The sequence below is a fragment of the Chromobacterium sphagni genome, assembly GCF_001855555.1.
GTDB lineage: Bacteria > Pseudomonadota > Gammaproteobacteria > Burkholderiales > Chromobacteriaceae > Chromobacterium > Chromobacterium sphagni.
In genome coordinates this window covers 1-14,938 of record NZ_MKCT01000026.1, presented here as the reverse complement: position 1 = coordinate 14,938, position 14,938 = coordinate 1, and the positions used below count along the sequence as shown (strand labels likewise).

Here is a 14,938-nt window from a genome sequence, read left to right as displayed (position 1 = left end):
CTTTGCTGGATGGTGATCCGCCGCCGGCGCCTGGAGCCTGCACATCTTGCGGGATCTGGACCGATAGCCAGGGCGTATCCGCTTTCGGCGTAAAAAAACCGCACAGTTACGGCTGTGCGGTTTGCTTTGGGCATGTCGGCGGCGTCAGCGCTGTCCTGGCTTATTGGCGCTGGCGGCGGCGCGCACCGACTTGACTTCCAGAAAGCGGGAGTAGGCGTCGATGCGGCTGGTGGCGCTGCCGTCCTGGATGCCGGCGTCGCTCATCATGGTGTAGTAGGCGGCGGCCTGGAACGGGGCTGTCAGCATGTAGCCGCTGCGCAGGTAGTTGGTGTCCTTGCTATTGCCGGCTCCGGTGGTGCCGTTGAGGCGGCCGGCGTAGTGGCGGTCGCCCAGGCGCATCACGTCGAGGACGGTGTTGGCGATGGGAACCAGTTGCGCGGCCTGCAGGCCATAGCGGCCGCTATGATACAGGCGGTACAGGCCGGCGGTATCCAGGCTGCCATGGCTGTTGTCTTCGCCGGAGGTGTCGGGCATGGTGTAGCCCCAGTCGTAGGCCGGGCGGCCGGCCTTGTCGGTGTAGCGGGTCAGGCCGGACTGCAAGAACCAGTCGAGGTTGGCCTGGACGATCTGGTCGTAGCGCTTGACGCGGGCGGGGTCGTCCTTCAGCAGTTCATGGGCCTGGGCCAGGTTGAGGAAGCCGTAGTCGAACATCATCTGCTGGTTCCATGGCACCGGCAGGCCGCCCTTGTAGGGCGCGTTGGCGGCGAAGTACATGCGGTTGCCGTCGCTCAGCTTGACCAGAGATTTGAGGATGTGCTGGTCAACCGTCTTGTCGGCTTCGCTCAGATAAGTCTTGGCGCGCAGCAGATAGGTGGCGCCGAAGCGGAACGGGTCGCCGCCGGCCACTTTCTGGTTGTAGACGGCGGTGGTTTTGAGGATCTGGCGCGCGCAGTTGCCCAGGTGTCCCACCGGGTCGCCCTGTTCGCCGCCGGTCTGGATCGGGCTGACGTCGGGCTGGTTCGGCCATACCGGATCGACGCGGCCGGTCCAAATCACGCGCTGGCCGGCGGGGGCGGGCAGGATGTCGTTGCGTTCGGACAGCAGCGCATCGCAGAAGGACACCATCTTGTCCAACAGCGCCTGGCGCGGAGCGATATCGTAAACCAGCGCCATGGCCTTCAGGTTTTCGCCGCTGTGGCCTTGCGCCCACTCGTTGCCGACATTGGAGGCGCCGGCTTGCAGACCTTGCGCGAAGTCGACGAAGGACTGGATTTCATTTTGGGTGACCGGGCCGTCCAGGCTGTCCACGGTCATGGCGGCGGCCTGCGCGCTTGCGCAAGCGACGGCCAGGCCAATCGCCAAGGCCGATTGCAGCAGGGTTTTCTGTTTCATTGTCGAGTCTCTCATCCGGAAACATGGTTGGCAGGGTGTCGCGAGAATCTGATTGTAATATTTAGCCCCGGTTTCCCATTCTATTTGACCCTGTCGGGGGGCGGGGAAAATGTCGCCTGCGCCGCGGCGCAAAAAAAACGCGCAACCCAGGCTGCGCGGTTTCTTAATTCGACTCGTGGTTGAGTGGGTCAGCGTTGCTTTTTCTTCTTGGCGCTGGCGGCTTCAGCGCGTTGCGATTTTACCAGCAGGAAGTTCGAATAGGCCTCTGGCGCGTTGGTGCTTGCGCCGTCCTGGATACCGGCGTCGCTCATCATGGCGTAGTAGGCATCTGGGCGCGACAGCGCGGTGACCAGGAAGCCGTTGCGCAGGTAGTTGGTTTCGCCGCCGTGCTTGCTGTCGTTGTCGCTGGTGCCGTCCACGCGGCCGGAGTAGTCGCGGTTGCCCAGGCGCATCACGTCGAACACGGTGTCGCCAAAGGGCTCTATCTGCTTGGCGGCTAGGCCGTAGCGGCCGCTCAGGTACAGGCGGTAGAAGCCGGGGACGTCCAGGCTGCCGTGGTTGCTGTCTTCGCCGGTGATGGCGGGCATGGCGTAGGCCCAGTTGTACGCCGGGCGGCCGGCCTTGTCGGTGTAGCGGGTCAGGCCGGACTGCAAGAACCAGTCGAGGTTGGCTTGCACGATCTGGTCGTAGCGCTTGACGCGGGCGGGGTCGTCCTTCAGCAGTTCATGGGCCTGGGCCAGATTGAGAAAGCCGTAGTCGAACATCATCTGCTGGTTCCACGGCACCGGCTTGCCGCCCTGGTAAGGCGAATTGACGGCGAAGTACATGTGGTTGCCGTCGCTCAGGTTGAGCAACGATTTGAGGATGTGCTGATCAACCGTCTTGTCGGCTTCGCTCAGATAGGTCTTGGCGCGTTGCAGATAGGTGGCGCCGAAGTGGAAAGGGTCGCCGCCGGCCACTTTCTGGTTGTAGACGGCGGTGGTTTTGAGTATCTGGCGGGCGCAACTGCCCAGGTGGCCCACCGGGTCGCCCTGTTCGCCGCCGGTCTGGATCGGGCTGATGTCGGGCTTGTTGGGCCATACCGGGTCCACGCGGCCGGTCCAGATCACGCGGCGGCCGGCAGGGGCCGGCAGGATGTCGTTGCGCTGCGACAGCAGGGTATCGCAGAAGGACACCATCTTGTCCAACAGTGCCTGGCGCGGGGCGATGTCGTAAACCAGCGCCAGCGCCTTCATGTCCACGCCGCTGTTGCCTTGCGCCCATTCCTCGCCTGCGCCGGAAACAGCGGGCTGCAGACCTTGGGCGAAGTCTACGAAGGACTGGATTTCATTCTGGGTGACCGGGCCGTTCATGCTATCCACGGTCATGGCGGCGGCTTGCGCGGTGGCGCATGCCGCGCCCAGGCATAGAGTCAGGGTGAGTTCGCGGGCGTGTTTCAGTTTCATCTTGCGTTCCGTTCTGGCAAACATCGGAGGATTCCCGCGCGTTTTGGCGGGGTGCATGCTACAGAACGGAGCAATAGTCGGTCTGGTTTACCGAATTGTTGTTTTAACTAAAATTTAATAATAACTGGCCTTATTCACAATTATCTGTTTCGGATTAGCTCGCGGCCATGCGCAATCAGGTGGCTGGCGATGGAGATGGCTGTTGGCAGAGCGGGCAGGGCATCGATGTCGAACCAGCCGGCGTCTTCGATTTCGCCTTCCTGCGGACGGATGTCGCCGTCATCGTATTCGGCAATGAAGGCCAGCATCAGCGAGTGGGGGAAGGGCCAGGATTGCGAGAAGGCGTAGCGCAGGTTCTTCACCCGCACGCCTACTTCCTCCCAGGTTTCGCGGTGCACGCATTCCTCCAGCGTCTCGCCGGGTTCGACGAAACCGGCCAGCGCGCTGTACACGCCAGGCGAAAAGTGCGGGCTGCGCGCCAGCAGCAGTTCGCGGCCGCGGTGGACCAGCACCATCATGGCCGGCGAGATGCGCGGATAGTAGATCTGGCCGCAACTGGGGCAGTGCTTGCCCAATTGGTCGCTATTGGTTTGCAAAGGCGTGGCGCAGTGGCCGCAGAAGCGGTGGCTGCTGAAAAACTGCCGCAGCTGGGCGGCGCGCGCCACCGCCTGGACCTGAGTGGCGGGCAGGGCCAGCAGCGCGGGGCGCAGCGCCAGCCATTCGCCGCCGGTCGGCGGCGCGCCCACCAGATCCGCCATGAACAGATTGTGTTGCTCATGAATGCCGAGGAAGCGTTGACCGGTCAGCGCGCAACCGGCCGGCGCGGATTCCGGTAGAGTCTTGTGCCGCAGCCACAGCCGGGAACCATCGAAAATGCACCAGCGCTCGGGCAGTTCCGGCGCCGGATGTTGCGGGAGTTCGAAAGACATGATGCGAAAGTCATGATGGGAAGCGCTCAGTTTACGCCCACTCCGGCTCCAGCGTACATCCAGTGTTCGCTTTGCCGCCGCACCACCTCGCTGAGCGAACCGCTCTGGTCGTGGACCTGGCGCAGCCATTGGCTGTCGCTATGGCGTTTGAGCGCGCGCTGGCGCAACTGGGCCAGTTGCGCCTGGCAGTTGAGCGTCTCGGCGTGTTCTTCCAGTTCGCGCAGCGTGTCCAGCAGGTCTTCCTGCAGGCCCTGCTGGCGGTTGGACCGGGCGTCCACCAGCACGCCATCGAAGCCGAAGCGGCAGGCCTGGAAGCGGTTGTAGCTGTAGGTGAGATAAGGCTCGGCGCTGATATCGCGCCAGTCTTCGGCAAAGCAGCGCCGCGCCAGCATCTGGGCGTAGGCGGCCAGCAGCACCGGGGTGTCTATGGCCAGCGGGGTATCGCAGATGCGGATCTCCACTGTGCCGTATTCCGGCTTGGGGCGGATGTCCCAATAGAAGTCCTTCATGCTGGCGACGATGCCCAGCGAGGCCATGCGCTGGAAGTATTCGTTGAAGCCGTCCCAGCTATCCACCACCGGCATGCAGCCGGACAGCGGGAAGGCGTTGACGCTGGTCAGCCGCGAAGTCTGGAACGAGGTGTCCACACCCTGATAGAACGGCGACGACGCCGACAGCGCGATGAAGTGGGGAATGTAGCGCGCCAGATAGTGGGTGAGCCGCACCGCGGCGTCGCCGTCCGGGCAGCCGATGTGGATGTGCTGGCCGTAGACGGTGAACTGCTTGGCCAGATAGCCGTACAGTTCGGACACCAGCTGGTAGCGCTCCTTGGGGTAGATGCGCTGGTCGTCCCAGTGCTGGAACGGATGGGCGCCGCCGCCGGCCAGGCCCAGGTTGAGCTTGTGGGCGCTGTCCACCAGTAGCTTGCGGATGGCCAGCAGCTCTTCCAGCATCTGGTTGACGTCATGGTGGATGGCGGTGCCTATCTCTATCATGCCCTGGGTGATTTCCGGCTTGATGTCGAAGCCGTGCGGCTTGCGGTTGATCTGCAGCAACAGGTCGTCGGAGCCGCGCGTCAGGTTGTAGTCGCGGCGGTTGAGTATCATCAGCTCCAGCTCCACACCCAGAGTAAGCGGCTGGCTTTGGTTGAATTCAAGCATGGCTGGCTCCTGCGGTTTCCCCGGCCAGGCGCAGGGCCAGTCGGGTGAGGATGGGGGCGACGATTTCATTGATCAGCAAGGCGGCCATCAGCGCCGCGCTGAACGTGGTTGCGGCCGTGCCCAACGACACCATGCCCAGGCCCAGCAGCAGCGCCGAACCGCCGGTGAGCGGGCTGAGCGCCAGGCCCAGCCAGGCGCCCTGTTGCCGCGACAGGCCATTGCCGCGCGCCGCCAGCCACCAGACCAGCATGCCGATGCCGCTGCGCAGCAAGAGACAAAGCAAGGCCAGTTGCCAGTGGGAGGCCAGCGCCTGCGGCGCCAGTTGCGCGCCGGCGGCGACGAAGAAGGCGACGGTAAAAACATGGCTCAACGACAAGATGCCGGGCTCGCTGACGGTATAGCCGTGGCGCAGGCTGCGGGTGCTCATGCCGGCCACCAGCAGCGCCAGCAGGGCCAGCAGCTGCAGCATGTCGGCCAGGCCGACGATCAGCGCGATCAGGCCGAACAGCATGACCCGCTGCGCGTCGCGCTGGCGGCCGCCCAGCCAGCGGTTGAGCTGGGTGGTGACCAGTCCGGCCGCCAGGCCCAGCGCGATCGAGCCCAGAATCAGCCAGCCCGGCATCAGGATGCCGTCCTCCACGCTGTGGTTGGCGGACAGATGGCTGTAGGACAGCGCCAGCGCGAAGCCTATCATCGCCAGCAGGCTGGACAGCGCGGTGGCGGCGAGCAGGCGCTCGCTCACCTGGCCGTCGGCGCGCGATTCGCGCACGATCTCCAGCACTACGATGGGTGAGGTGGCCATGCCCAGCGCGGCCAGCATCAGGCTGGCGGCGGCGCCGAAGCCGCTGCCGCTCAGCAGCGCATATAGCCCGCCGAACACCAGCAGGCAGTAGAGCAGGGTGGTGGCGAGCAGGGTTTTCTCCACTCTCAGCCAGCGCAGGTCGACGCGGCGGCCGGCCTCGAACAGCGCGATGCCCAACGCCAGCTGCACGAATAGCGAGGCCTCGTTCAGCAGCTGCTGGTCCAGCAGATTGAGGCTATGCGGGCCGATGACCAGGCCGGTGAGGATGTAGCCGGTGATGGCTGGCAGGCGGGCGACGCGGACGGCGATCTGGCCGCCTATCACGCCCAGGGCCAGCAAGATGCCGAACGCCGCCAGCGGGTTCAGCATCAGATCGTGCCAGATGGGGACGGTCATGATTTTCTCCTGTGGTGCAGGGCGGGGAGGCCATTGAATTGCGCCGCCGCGCCCAAAGGTATCTATGACTGACGCGATTCAAGGCCAAGAGTTCATGCTGCTAGACTGGATGCGCCGCCTGGGCGGCAAGCGGGTGCCGCCCGGGTTGCTGGAAAAACTGCGGAACGAAGCGGCGGCGATGCCTTTGCTGATCGGCTTGTCGGCTGAGGAAAACGGCCGCCTGCTACAGTTGGCCGGCGAGTTGCTGCTGGCCAAGACCATCACCGCGCTGGAAGACATGGCAGTGGACGACGCGATGCGTTGCCGGGTGGCGCTGCAGCTGGCCCTGCCCGGCATGAATTTGGGCATGAGCGCCTATGGCAACTGGCGCGAGGTGGTGCTGTATCCGGCCCCCTTCGTGGTGCGCAACCGCTGGCAGGACGGCATGGGGCTGACCCACGAGGCCGAGCAGGTGCTGATAGGCCAGGCGCATTATCAGGGGCCGCTGGTGCTGTCGTGGCCGGATGTCAACGAGTCGCCGCTGCTGGACGGCTGGAACGTGGCGCTGCATGAGATCGCCCACCAGTTCGACATGCTGGACGGTCCGGCCAACGGCGCGCCGCCCTTGCACAAGGGCATGGACCGCGCCTTGTGGAGCCGCGCCTGGAACCAGGCCTACCGCCAGTTCTGCCGGGCGGTGGACGCCGGAGTGGACGGCTGGCTGGACCCGTATGCCAGCGAGAATCCGGCGGAGTTCTTCGCGGTACTGAGCGAAGCTTTTTTCGAGATACCCCATCTGGTGCGGCGCGATTACCCGGCTTTGTACCGGCAACTGAGCCTGTTCTACAAGCAGGACCCGGCCGCGCGTCTGCCCGAGGTGGCGGAGACGGACCTGTTGCCGCCGCCTCCGCCGCCCGATCACTGAGCTAGCGCCTCCCGCTTGGCACTTTTCTCCTGCGCCAGCAGATAGCAGCCCACCAGCAGGCCGATCAGGCATTGCAGCAGCAGATAATAGGCCGGCGCCATCGCATCGTATTTCAGCCAGATGGACAGGATCACCGGCGTCAGGCCGCCGGCGAAGGCGTAGGCGACGTTATAGGAAAACGACAGTCCGGAGAAGCGCACCGCCGTCGGAAAGGCGCGCACCATCACCAGCGGCACCGCGCCGACGATGCCCACGCAGAAGCCCTGCAGCGCGTATAGCGGGTAGAGCTGGCTGCTGTCCTTGGCCAGGACGGTATAAAAGGCATAGCTGCTGGCGCCCAGCAGCGTGCTGCCGCCGATGAAGGTGAGGCCGCTGCCGATGCGGTCGGAGAGCAGGCCAGCCACCAGGCAGCCCAGGGTCAGCGCCACGATGGCCAGGCTGTTGGCGCGCAGCGCGTCCACCGGCAGGATGTTGAACTGTTTCTGCAGATAGGCGGGCGCCATCAGGATGGCCACCACGATGGCGATGGCAAGAAACCAGGTGGCGAACATCGACAACGCCACGCCGGTCTTGTGCTTCTTCAGCACCGTTTTCAGCGGCAGCTCTTCGGACAGCGCCTTGCGCGCCTTCAACTCGGCGAACACCGGCGTTTCATGCAGCCACTGGCGCAGCTGCATCGCCACCAGCCCGAACACGCCGCCGATCAGGAAAGGCAGCCGCCAGGCCCAGTCGGCGATCTGCTGCGGGGTGAAGGCCAGGTTGATGGCGGTGGCGATCAGCGAACCCAGCAGGATGCCGGCGGTGAGGCCGGAGGTAATCACGCTGCAGGCGAAGCCGGTGTGGCGGCTGGGCGAATGCTCGGCCACGAACACCCAGGCGCCCGGCACTTCGCCGCCTATCGCCGCGCCCTGCAGAATGCGCAGCGCCAGCAGCAAGAGCGGCGCCAGAATGCCGATGTCGTGATAGGTGGGCAGCATGCCCATCGCCAGGGTGGGCAGGGCCATCAGCAGGATGCTGAGGGTGAACACCCGCTTGCGGCCCAATAGGTCGCCGAAATGCGCCATCACGATGCCGCCCAGCGGCCGCGCCAGGTAGCCGGCGGCGAAAATGCCGAAGGTTTGCAGCTGGCTCAGCCAGTCGGGCATGGCGGGAGGAAAGAACAGCTTGCCGAGCACCACGGCGAAAAACACGAAAATGATGAAATCGTAGAACTCGAGCGCGCCGCCCAGCGCGGCCAGCCCCAGGGTTTTGTAGTCCTGGCGCCCTAGCGGGCGAGCTGAGGGAAGGGTAAGGGTGCGGTTGTCCATCGGTGGCTTTCCTCTATGTCTAGTTATGCGCAGACCATATGGTTTTTGAATATCGGCTGCTGCGGCCAGAGTAAATGAGCCACTGCTGTCTGACAATACAACTGATTCGCCCTCACTTCACCGCGCCGTCCATGCCACGCATGAAGAAGCGCTGGCAGCAGACGAAAACCAGCAGCACCGGCAGGATGGTGATCACCGCGCCGGCCGCCACCATGCGGGTGGAGGTGGCGAAGGCGCCTTTCAGGTACAGCACGCCCACCGACAGCGGGTATAGCTCGGGCGTCTTCAAGACCACGCTGGGCCAGACATAGACATTCCACGACCACACCAGGGTGAAGATGCCCAGCGTGGCGAGGTGGGGCAGGGAAAGCGGCAGGCAGACGCGGCAGAACACCTGCCAGTCGCTGGCGCCGTCCATCCGCGCCGCGTCGACGATCTCGTCCGGAATCTCCTCGAAGGCGTGCTTCATCAGGAAGATGCCGAAGGCGCCGGCCAGCGAAGGCAGCACCACGCCCAGGCGGGTATCGTCCAGCCCCAGTCGCGAGATGGTGACGTAGTTGCTGATGAAGTTGATCTCGCTGGGCAAGAGCAGGGTGGCGATGATGGCGTAGAACACCAGTCGCCGGCCGCGGAATCTCAGCTTGGCCAGCGGAAACGCCGCCAGGGCGGATACCGCCAGCGTGCCGATGGTGGTCAGCCCTGAGATCCACAGCGAATTCCAGAAGAATCGCGCCAGCGGAATGCTGTCCCACACTGCGATGAAGTGCCGCCAGCCGGCGTCGCGCGGCCACAAGGGCGGCGGGAAGTCGAACACCTGCTCGCCGTTGCCGAAGGCGATGCCCAGCGTCCAGATGAAGGGGTAGCAGCAGGCGATGGACAGCGCCAGCAGCAACAGGTAGTCGGGCAGATGGCGCAGCGCGCGGCGGCGGACGGCGGGGCGGAGCAGGGCGGCGGCGGTCATGGCGTCCTCAGCGGTGGTCGGCGCGGATCAGGCGGAAGTTCAGCCAGGCCAGCAGCAGGCAGACACCGGTGAGCGCCAGGCCGGCGGCGGCACCGCGGCCGAAGTCCAGCTGGTTGAAGCCCTGGTGGAAGGCGTAATACAGCACGGTGTAGGTGGAGTTCAGCGGCCTGCCGCGCGTCATCACCAGCACTTCTTCAAAAGCCTTCAGCGCGTCCAGCGTGGAAATCAGGCTGCAGAACAGGATGGTGGGCTTGAGCATCGGCAGGGTGATGCGCCAGAAGCGCTGCCAGCCATTGGCTCCGTCCAGCCGCGCCGCTTCCTGCATCTCGGCCGGTATCGATTGCAGGCCGGCCAGGTACAGCACCATGTAGTAACCCAGGCCGCGCCAGTAAGTGACCAACATCACCGAATACAGCGCCAGGCTGTCGTCGCTGAGAAAGCCGATGTCGCGCTCCACCGCCAGCAGCTTCAGGTAATGTAGCGCGCTGTTGAGCACGCCGTAGTCGGCGTACATCCAGTTCCACATGATGCCCACCACCGATACGGTGGTGATCACCGGCAGGTAGAAGGCGGCGCGAAATAGCCTGATCCCGGCCAGCTTGCGGTTCACCAGCACAGCCAGCGCGATGCCGGACAGCTGGATGGCCGGCACCACCAGCAGGTATTTCAGCGAGTTGGCCAGCGCCTGCCAGAACACCACGTCGTCCAGCAGATAGCGGAAATTGTCCATGCCCACCCATTGGGGCGGCGACACCAGGTCATAACGGGTGAAAGCGATGAAACTGCCGAACAGCAGCGGCCAGAAGGTGAACACTCCCATCAGCAGCAGGGCGGGGACCAGGAACAGCCAGGCGTTGCGTTCCGACGATTTCATGATACTTTCCGTATGCGCTGAAAAGCGCCCCTTTCCGGCGTGCCGGCAGGGGCGAGGACGGGGTGGCGTCGGCTTCCGTTGTTACTTCAACTGCCGGTTCCAGAATGCGACGGCGTCGTCCAGCGCTTTCTGCGGGTCTTTCCTACCGGTGACGGCGGCTTCCACATTGTCCACCAGGCTCTTTTTCAGATCGGCGACATTGGGCACGCCGGTCAGCACCAAGGTGCGGATATTGCGCGCCACCTTGGCGCCTTCTATGCGCGAGCTTTCGATGGCGCCGCCGCCCGTCGATGTCTTGACGAAATAGCTGTCGGCTAGCGCCGCGTGGGTGGAGGGGAAGGTGGCGCCGGTCACCTTGGCGAAAGCCAGCTGCTGGCTGTCGCTGGTGAGGAAGCGGGCGAACTTCACCGCCTCCAGCTGAGTCCGTGCCGGCAGGCCCTTGGATATCGCCCAACTGAATAGATAGCCGCCCTGCACGATGCGGGTGGGCCCCAGCGGCGCCGGCTGCACCACGGTGGCGGCGTAGATGCGGTGGGCGTCCTCCTGGGTTTTTTGCGCGGCGGTGGGCGCGGTTTCCATCATCGCCAGCCGGCCGCTGTTGTAGAGCTTGATGCTGTCCTGGTAGTTGTCGTCGGCGAACAGGCTGTCGCGCGCCAGCGCGCCCGCCTGGTAGGCGTCGGCGAACTTGCGGATCAGCGCGACGTGGCGCGGGCTGTTGAACACCGCCTTGCCGTTTTGCAACAGCGGCAGGCCCTGACCCAGCATGATGCCGTCGATCTGGCCCAGTTGCGGCAGCAGGCCGGCCACACCGGTCTTGGCCTTGATGGTTTTCGCCAACGCCAGCTCCTGGTCCAGGCTGGTGACGGGCTTGCTGGCGTCCAGGCCGGCCTTCCTGAACAGTTCGCCATTGAGCACCAGCACGTTGACGTTGTTGTACCAGGGCAGGCCGTACAGCTTGCCGCCGAAGCTCAGGTCGGACAGGGCGTTGGGCAAATAGGCGGCCTTGTCCGCGCCCAGCGCGCTGTCCAGCGGAATCAGCGTGCCCTTCTGCGCGTACTTGAATAGCCGCGGCACGTCGTGGTTGACCAGCGTCGGCGGCTTGCCGGCGGCGATGGCGGCGTTGAGCTTGGTCTCGAAGTTCTCGTTGAACACGTCCACCCATTGTACTTCCACCTCCGGGTGTTGCGCCTCGTAGCTCTTCTTGACCGTGGCGAAGTAGCCGTCGAAGCGCGGCTTGAGCGAGTCGGTCCAGAATTCCAGCTTGATCCTGTCGGCATGGGCCTGGCCGGCAAGGCCGCAGGCCAGCAGGGCAAGGCTGGCCAGCGCCAGTCGGTTCGGTTTCATCGTTGCCTTCTCCTTATGGTTCTCAACGTTGCAGCAACAGCAGCGCGCCGCGGGTGGCGTCGCCCTGCGCCGGCACCAGTTGGCGGCGGAAGCCGGGCGGCAGCCAGTCGTGCAGCGCCTGTCCCAGGCCGCCGCACAGCGCCGCAGGCAGTTCTCCCTGCGGGTCCAGCGCGCGGGCGATGGCCCAGGCGTCCTCGCCTGCCTGGCGGAGCAGCGCGTCGGCTTGCGGATCGGTGGGCGCCGCGGCCAACACCAGCGGCGCCAGTTGGGCGAATTGCGCCGGGGTGGCGCGGCCGTTCCAGCCCATCATGCTTTGCCAACTGCCGCCGACGAATTCCAGCACCGCGCGCGTCAGCGGGCTGTGGGCGTTGCGGCCGTCCAGCGCCATCTGGGTCAGCTGGGCGGCTCTTTGTCCCAGCCAGGCGCCGCTGGCCTCATCGCCGCTAGGGTAGCCCCAGCCGCCGACTTCTCGATGGCTGCCGTCCGGGTACAGCGCCTCGCCTATGCTGCCGGTGCCCAGCGCCACCACCACGCCGGGCTTGCCGCCGTGCGCGCCCAGCAGGGTGGTGAAGCCGTCAGTGGCCAGCTTCAGCGTGGCGAAGCCGGGAGACAGCGACTTGAATTGTTGGGCCCACTGGCTGTTGTGAACGCCGGACAGGCCGATTCCCAGCCCGCAGTCGCCGTATGGCGGCAGGGGGAATCCAATTGAGCAAACGCTTGCCCGAGCGTGTTCAGGATGGTTTGCCAGGCTTTTTCTATGCCCAGCGACAGCGCCGAGCCGGGGCCTTCCGCCTGGGCGAGCGGCTTGCCGTCCGCCGCGGCAACGAGAACCCGGGTGCCGGTGCCGCCGCCATCGACGCCAATCAAGAATCGAACGGGAGTGAGCATGGTGGTGTGGCTTGCAAGCCGCCTCGCAAATAAATAATGACATTTGGATTGCTTGCAGTAAACCATTCGTTATTTATTTCGTCAAGTTGATTTATTTAATAAGGCTTTTAATGACAAACGCTTGTCTGGCGGCGTGGGCCGCGCCATACTCCCGCCTCATGAAACTGCCCGTCGCCAAGCCGGATCCGCTGATGGTGTCCGGAACCAATCTCGAGCATGCGCGTTCGCATAACCGCCGGGCCGTGCTGGAAACCATACGCCTCAACCGGCGGCTTACCCGGGCCGACATCTCCAGGATGACGGCGTTGACGCCGCAGACGGTGTCCAATATCGCCGCCGAGCTTCTGGATGCCGGCATGCTGCTGGCGGGGAGCCCCTGCGCGAAGGCGCACGCGGCCAGCCGGCCATCCCTCTCAGCATCAATCCGGATGGGGCCTATTCGATAGGCGTGCAGCTGGACCAGCAGACGCTGATCGCGGTGGTGGTGGATTTGTCCGGCCAGGTGCGTTCCAGGGTGGAGCTGGCTGTGCAGCGCCCGACGCCCGAATTGGCTTTGCCCTTGATCGCAGCCGCGGTGGAGCGGCTGCGGCTCGAGTCGGCGCTGAACTGGAACCGGTTGCTGGGCATGGGGCTGGTGATGCCGGGTCCGTTCGGCGTCGAGGGCATGACCTCGGTGGGGCCGACCACGCTGCCGGGCTGGGAAGGGATGGATGGCGAGGCGCTGAGCAGGGCGTTGGGTCTGCCGGTGCTGCTGGAGAAGGATGCCACCGCCGCGGCGATAGGCGAGCGGCTGTACGGCATGGCCAGCCAGCTGCAGAACTTCGTCTATCTGTTCATCGGCGCCGGCCTGGGCGCCGGCCTGTTTCTGGATGGAAGGCTGTACGCCGGCGGCCGCCACAACGCCGGCGAGATCGGCCACATGATCGTGGCGCCCGGAGGGCGCCAGTGCGAATGTGGCAATCGGGGCTGCCTGGAGCGATATGTGTCGCTGCAGGCGCTGTACGAGGCGCTGGATTTGGCGGGCAGCGAGCGGGCCACGCCAGAGCATCTGGCGCGGTTGGCTGTCCAGCCGGAGGGCGAGGCCTGGCTGGACAGCGCGGCCGCGCCGTTGCGACAGGCGGTGAACATCCTCGAGTGCCTGCTGGACATCGAGGCGGTGGTGATCGGCGGCCTGTTGCCGCCCGCCTGGATGGCGGAGCTGGTGCGGCGCTTGCACCCTTTGCCGGTCTCCACCCGGCACCGCGACGGCGAGCGCCTGCGTTTGGGCAGCGCCGGCCGCGATGTGGTGGCGCTCGGCGCCGCCGCCTTGACGATTTTCGACGAGTTCAATCCGCAGTACGAGGTGTTGCTGAAAACGGCCGGGGCTGAGCGGAATCGACCGCGGCCGACCATTCTTGATATCCGGCAGAGGAGGGCATGATGACGCTGCAGTTCCTGTTCAATCATCTGGGGTTCGAGGCCGCCGCCGCCAAGCAGGTGTTGCTGCAAGGGCCGGCCGAGGCTGTGGTGGACGGCGTGGCGGTGCTGGACGCCGAGCGGCGGCTGGTGTTGCGCAGCCCCTTGCATGCGGCCGGCAGGGTGGATGGCTGGCGCGACTGGCACTACTGGCGGGCGGACATCGGCGCCTTGCGCGCGCCGGGCCGCTACCAGCTATGGCTGGAGGGCAGTACGCCGCCGCTGGTGTCCGCGCCGTTCGAAGTGGCGGACAGCCTGTTCGGCGCGCCGCTATTGTCCGATTTGCTGCATATTTCAAGTCGCAGCGCTGCAGCGGCCTGTACGACCAGGCCGACCGCCTGGCGCGGGTGGAGGGACGGACGAGCGGCGCGATGTCCGCGGCGGCTGGTTCGACGCCTCCGGCGATTGTTCGAAATACCTCAGCCACCTGTCCTACGCCAACCATCTCAATCCGCAGCAGACCCCGCTGCTGGTGTGGAGTCTTGCCCGCGCCCGCCAGGCCATGCCGGCGCAGTCCAAGTGGTTTGACGAGCGGATGGTGGACGAGGCGCTGCATGGCGCGGCCTTCCTATTGCGCATGCAGCATGAGTCGGGCTTTTTCTATCAGACGCTGTTTGACGGCTGGAGCAAGGACGAAACCCGGCGCAGCCTGTGCGCCTATTCCACCCAGCAGGACTGCGCTCGCCGGCGTCGCAGGCCGGCTGGCGCCAGGGGGCGGCATGGCGGTGGCGGCGCTGGCCGCGGCATCCCGCCTGCCGCGCGATGGCGAGTTCGCGCGCGAGGCCTGCCTCGGCGCCGCCCGCCTCGGCTTCGTCCATTTGCAGGAACATGGCTTGTCTTATCTGGCCGATGGACGGGAAACCTGATCGACGATTACTGCGCCTTGCTGGCGGCTTGCGAGCTGCATGCCGCCACCGGCGATGGCGATTACGCCGACGCCGCCGCCGAGCGGGTGGCCTGCATGCTGGCGCGCCAGCATGAGGACGGTGGTTTGGCTGGACGACGATCGGCATTACAGCTACTGCCACGCTTCCGACGCCGGTTTGCCGTACTTGGCGCTGGCGCGTTATCTGGAGGTGTT

General features: G+C 65.3%; 15 protein-coding genes and 1 pseudogene. 5 read left to right on the top strand and 11 right to left on the bottom strand.

The annotated features are described in order from the left end of the window. Positions 1-144: 144 nt before the first annotated feature. From BI344_RS12435 to BI344_RS12415, 5 genes are all read right to left on the bottom strand, one after another. The gene (locus tag BI344_RS12435; RefSeq protein ID WP_071113259.1) at positions 145-1,392 is read right to left on the bottom strand and encodes a hypothetical protein; all 1,248 of its coding nucleotides are present in this window, start codon (positions 1,390-1,392) and stop codon (positions 145-147) included. A gap of 188 nt (positions 1,393-1,580) precedes the next feature. Then, the gene (locus BI344_RS12430; RefSeq protein ID WP_139166991.1) at positions 1,581-2,837 is read right to left on the bottom strand and encodes a hypothetical protein; all 1,257 of its coding nucleotides are present in this window, start codon (positions 2,835-2,837) and stop codon (positions 1,581-1,583) included. 140 nt (positions 2,838-2,977) lie between these two features. Next, on the bottom strand, positions 2,978-3,766 hold the full coding sequence (gene nudC / locus BI344_RS12425; protein WP_071113257.1) for an NAD(+) diphosphatase: 789 nt from the start codon (positions 3,764-3,766) through the stop codon (positions 2,978-2,980). Between the two features lie 26 nt (positions 3,767-3,792). Continuing rightward, positions 3,793-4,926 (bottom strand): YbdK family carboxylate-amine ligase, encoded by a 1,134-nt coding sequence (locus BI344_RS12420; protein WP_071113256.1) that lies wholly within the window; start codon positions 4,924-4,926, stop codon positions 3,793-3,795. After that, on the bottom strand, positions 4,919-6,124 hold the full coding sequence (locus BI344_RS12415) for a cation:proton antiporter (RefSeq protein ID WP_071113255.1): 1,206 nt from the start codon (positions 6,122-6,124) through the stop codon (positions 4,919-4,921). The genes BI344_RS12420 and BI344_RS12415 overlap by 8 nt, the downstream gene beginning before the upstream one ends. A gap of 64 nt (positions 6,125-6,188) precedes the next feature. Between BI344_RS12415 and BI344_RS12410 the strand changes: the two genes are divergently transcribed. Beyond that, entirely contained in the window at positions 6,189-7,028 is an 840-nt protein-coding gene (locus BI344_RS12410) for a M90 family metallopeptidase (protein WP_083339029.1), read from the top strand. On the opposite strand, the gene BI344_RS12405 is transcribed toward BI344_RS12410, so the two are convergent. The 6 genes from BI344_RS12405 to BI344_RS25295 form a co-directional block, all read right to left on the bottom strand. Further along, complete coding sequence (locus tag BI344_RS12405; protein ID WP_071113254.1) at positions 7,022-8,335, bottom strand: MFS transporter; 1,314 nt, start codon at positions 8,333-8,335, stop codon at positions 7,022-7,024. The two genes, BI344_RS12410 and BI344_RS12405, sit on opposite strands and share 7 nt — an antisense overlap. Before the next feature lie 112 nt (positions 8,336-8,447). After that, complete coding sequence (locus BI344_RS12400) at positions 8,448-9,296, bottom strand: carbohydrate ABC transporter permease (protein WP_071113253.1); 849 nt, start codon at positions 9,294-9,296, stop codon at positions 8,448-8,450. A 7-nt stretch (positions 9,297-9,303) separates the two neighbouring features. Next, the gene (locus tag BI344_RS12395) at positions 9,304-10,170 is read right to left on the bottom strand and encodes a carbohydrate ABC transporter permease (protein ID WP_071113252.1); all 867 of its coding nucleotides are present in this window, start codon (positions 10,168-10,170) and stop codon (positions 9,304-9,306) included. 81 nt (positions 10,171-10,251) lie between these two features. After that, a complete protein-coding gene (locus BI344_RS12390; RefSeq protein ID WP_071113251.1) occupies positions 10,252-11,514 on the bottom strand; it encodes an ABC transporter substrate-binding protein in 1,263 nt (420 codons plus the stop codon). 22 nt (positions 11,515-11,536) lie between these two features. Continuing rightward, complete coding sequence (locus BI344_RS25300; protein WP_338152213.1) at positions 11,537-12,127, bottom strand: glucosamine kinase nucleotide-binding domain-containing protein; 591 nt, start codon at positions 12,125-12,127, stop codon at positions 11,537-11,539. After that, entirely contained in the window at positions 12,103-12,468 is a 366-nt protein-coding gene (locus tag BI344_RS25295) for a hypothetical protein (RefSeq protein WP_241499335.1), read from the bottom strand. The genes BI344_RS25300 and BI344_RS25295 overlap by 25 nt, the downstream gene beginning before the upstream one ends. 92 nt (positions 12,469-12,560) lie before the next feature. On the opposite strand from BI344_RS25295, the gene BI344_RS24855 reads away from it, so the two are divergent. The 4 genes and pseudogenes from BI344_RS24855 to BI344_RS25285 all read left to right on the top strand — a co-directional run bounded on the left by BI344_RS24855 (position 12,561) and on the right by BI344_RS25285 (position 14,723). Further along, entirely contained in the window at positions 12,561-12,848 is a 288-nt protein-coding gene (locus BI344_RS24855) for a helix-turn-helix domain-containing protein (protein WP_206600382.1), read from the top strand. Between the two features lie 2 nt (positions 12,849-12,850). Beyond that, entirely contained in the window at positions 12,851-13,822 is a 972-nt protein-coding gene (locus BI344_RS12375) for an ROK family protein (RefSeq protein WP_071113249.1), read from the top strand. Between the two features lie 144 nt (positions 13,823-13,966). Continuing rightward, positions 13,967-14,458, top strand: a pseudogene (locus tag BI344_RS25290) (hypothetical protein); the annotation flags it as partial. A gap of 118 nt (positions 14,459-14,576) precedes the next feature. Beyond that, positions 14,577-14,723 carry a hypothetical protein gene (locus tag BI344_RS25285; protein WP_241499338.1) on the top strand — a complete coding sequence of 49 codons (147 nt, stop codon included), beginning with the start codon at positions 14,577-14,579 and terminating at the stop codon, positions 14,721-14,723. Positions 14,724-14,938: the final 215 nt, after the last annotated feature.

Excerpts from the sequence above, each read along its gene's own strand:
- BI344_RS12435 (WP_071113259.1), bottom strand. The coding sequence starts at position 1,392 with ATGAAACAGAAAACCCTGCTGCAATCGGCCTTGGCGATTGGCCTGGCC.
- BI344_RS12430 (WP_139166991.1), bottom strand. The coding sequence starts at position 2,837 with ATGAAACTGAAACACGCCCGCGAACTCACCCTGACTCTATGCCTGGGC.
- nudC (WP_071113257.1), bottom strand. The coding sequence starts at position 3,766 with ATGTCTTTCGAACTCCCGCAACATCCGGCGCCGGAACTGCCCGAGCGC.
- BI344_RS12420 (WP_071113256.1), bottom strand. The coding sequence starts at position 4,926 with ATGCTTGAATTCAACCAAAGCCAGCCGCTTACTCTGGGTGTGGAGCTG.
- BI344_RS12415 (WP_071113255.1), bottom strand. The coding sequence starts at position 6,124 with ATGACCGTCCCCATCTGGCACGATCTGATGCTGAACCCGCTGGCGGCG.
- BI344_RS12410 (WP_083339029.1), top strand. The coding sequence starts at position 6,189 with ATGACTGACGCGATTCAAGGCCAAGAGTTCATGCTGCTAGACTGGATG.
- BI344_RS12405 (WP_071113254.1), bottom strand. The coding sequence starts at position 8,335 with ATGGACAACCGCACCCTTACCCTTCCCTCAGCTCGCCCGCTAGGGCGC.
- BI344_RS12400 (WP_071113253.1), bottom strand. The coding sequence starts at position 9,296 with ATGACCGCCGCCGCCCTGCTCCGCCCCGCCGTCCGCCGCCGCGCGCTG.
- BI344_RS12395 (WP_071113252.1), bottom strand. The coding sequence starts at position 10,170 with ATGAAATCGTCGGAACGCAACGCCTGGCTGTTCCTGGTCCCCGCCCTG.
- BI344_RS12390 (WP_071113251.1), bottom strand. The coding sequence starts at position 11,514 with ATGAAACCGAACCGACTGGCGCTGGCCAGCCTTGCCCTGCTGGCCTGC.
- BI344_RS25295 (WP_241499335.1), bottom strand. The coding sequence starts at position 12,468 with ATGGTTTACTGCAAGCAATCCAAATGTCATTATTTATTTGCGAGGCGG.
- BI344_RS24855 (WP_206600382.1), top strand. The coding sequence starts at position 12,561 with ATGAAACTGCCCGTCGCCAAGCCGGATCCGCTGATGGTGTCCGGAACC.
- BI344_RS25285 (WP_241499338.1), top strand. The coding sequence starts at position 14,577 with ATGGCGGTGGCGGCGCTGGCCGCGGCATCCCGCCTGCCGCGCGATGGC.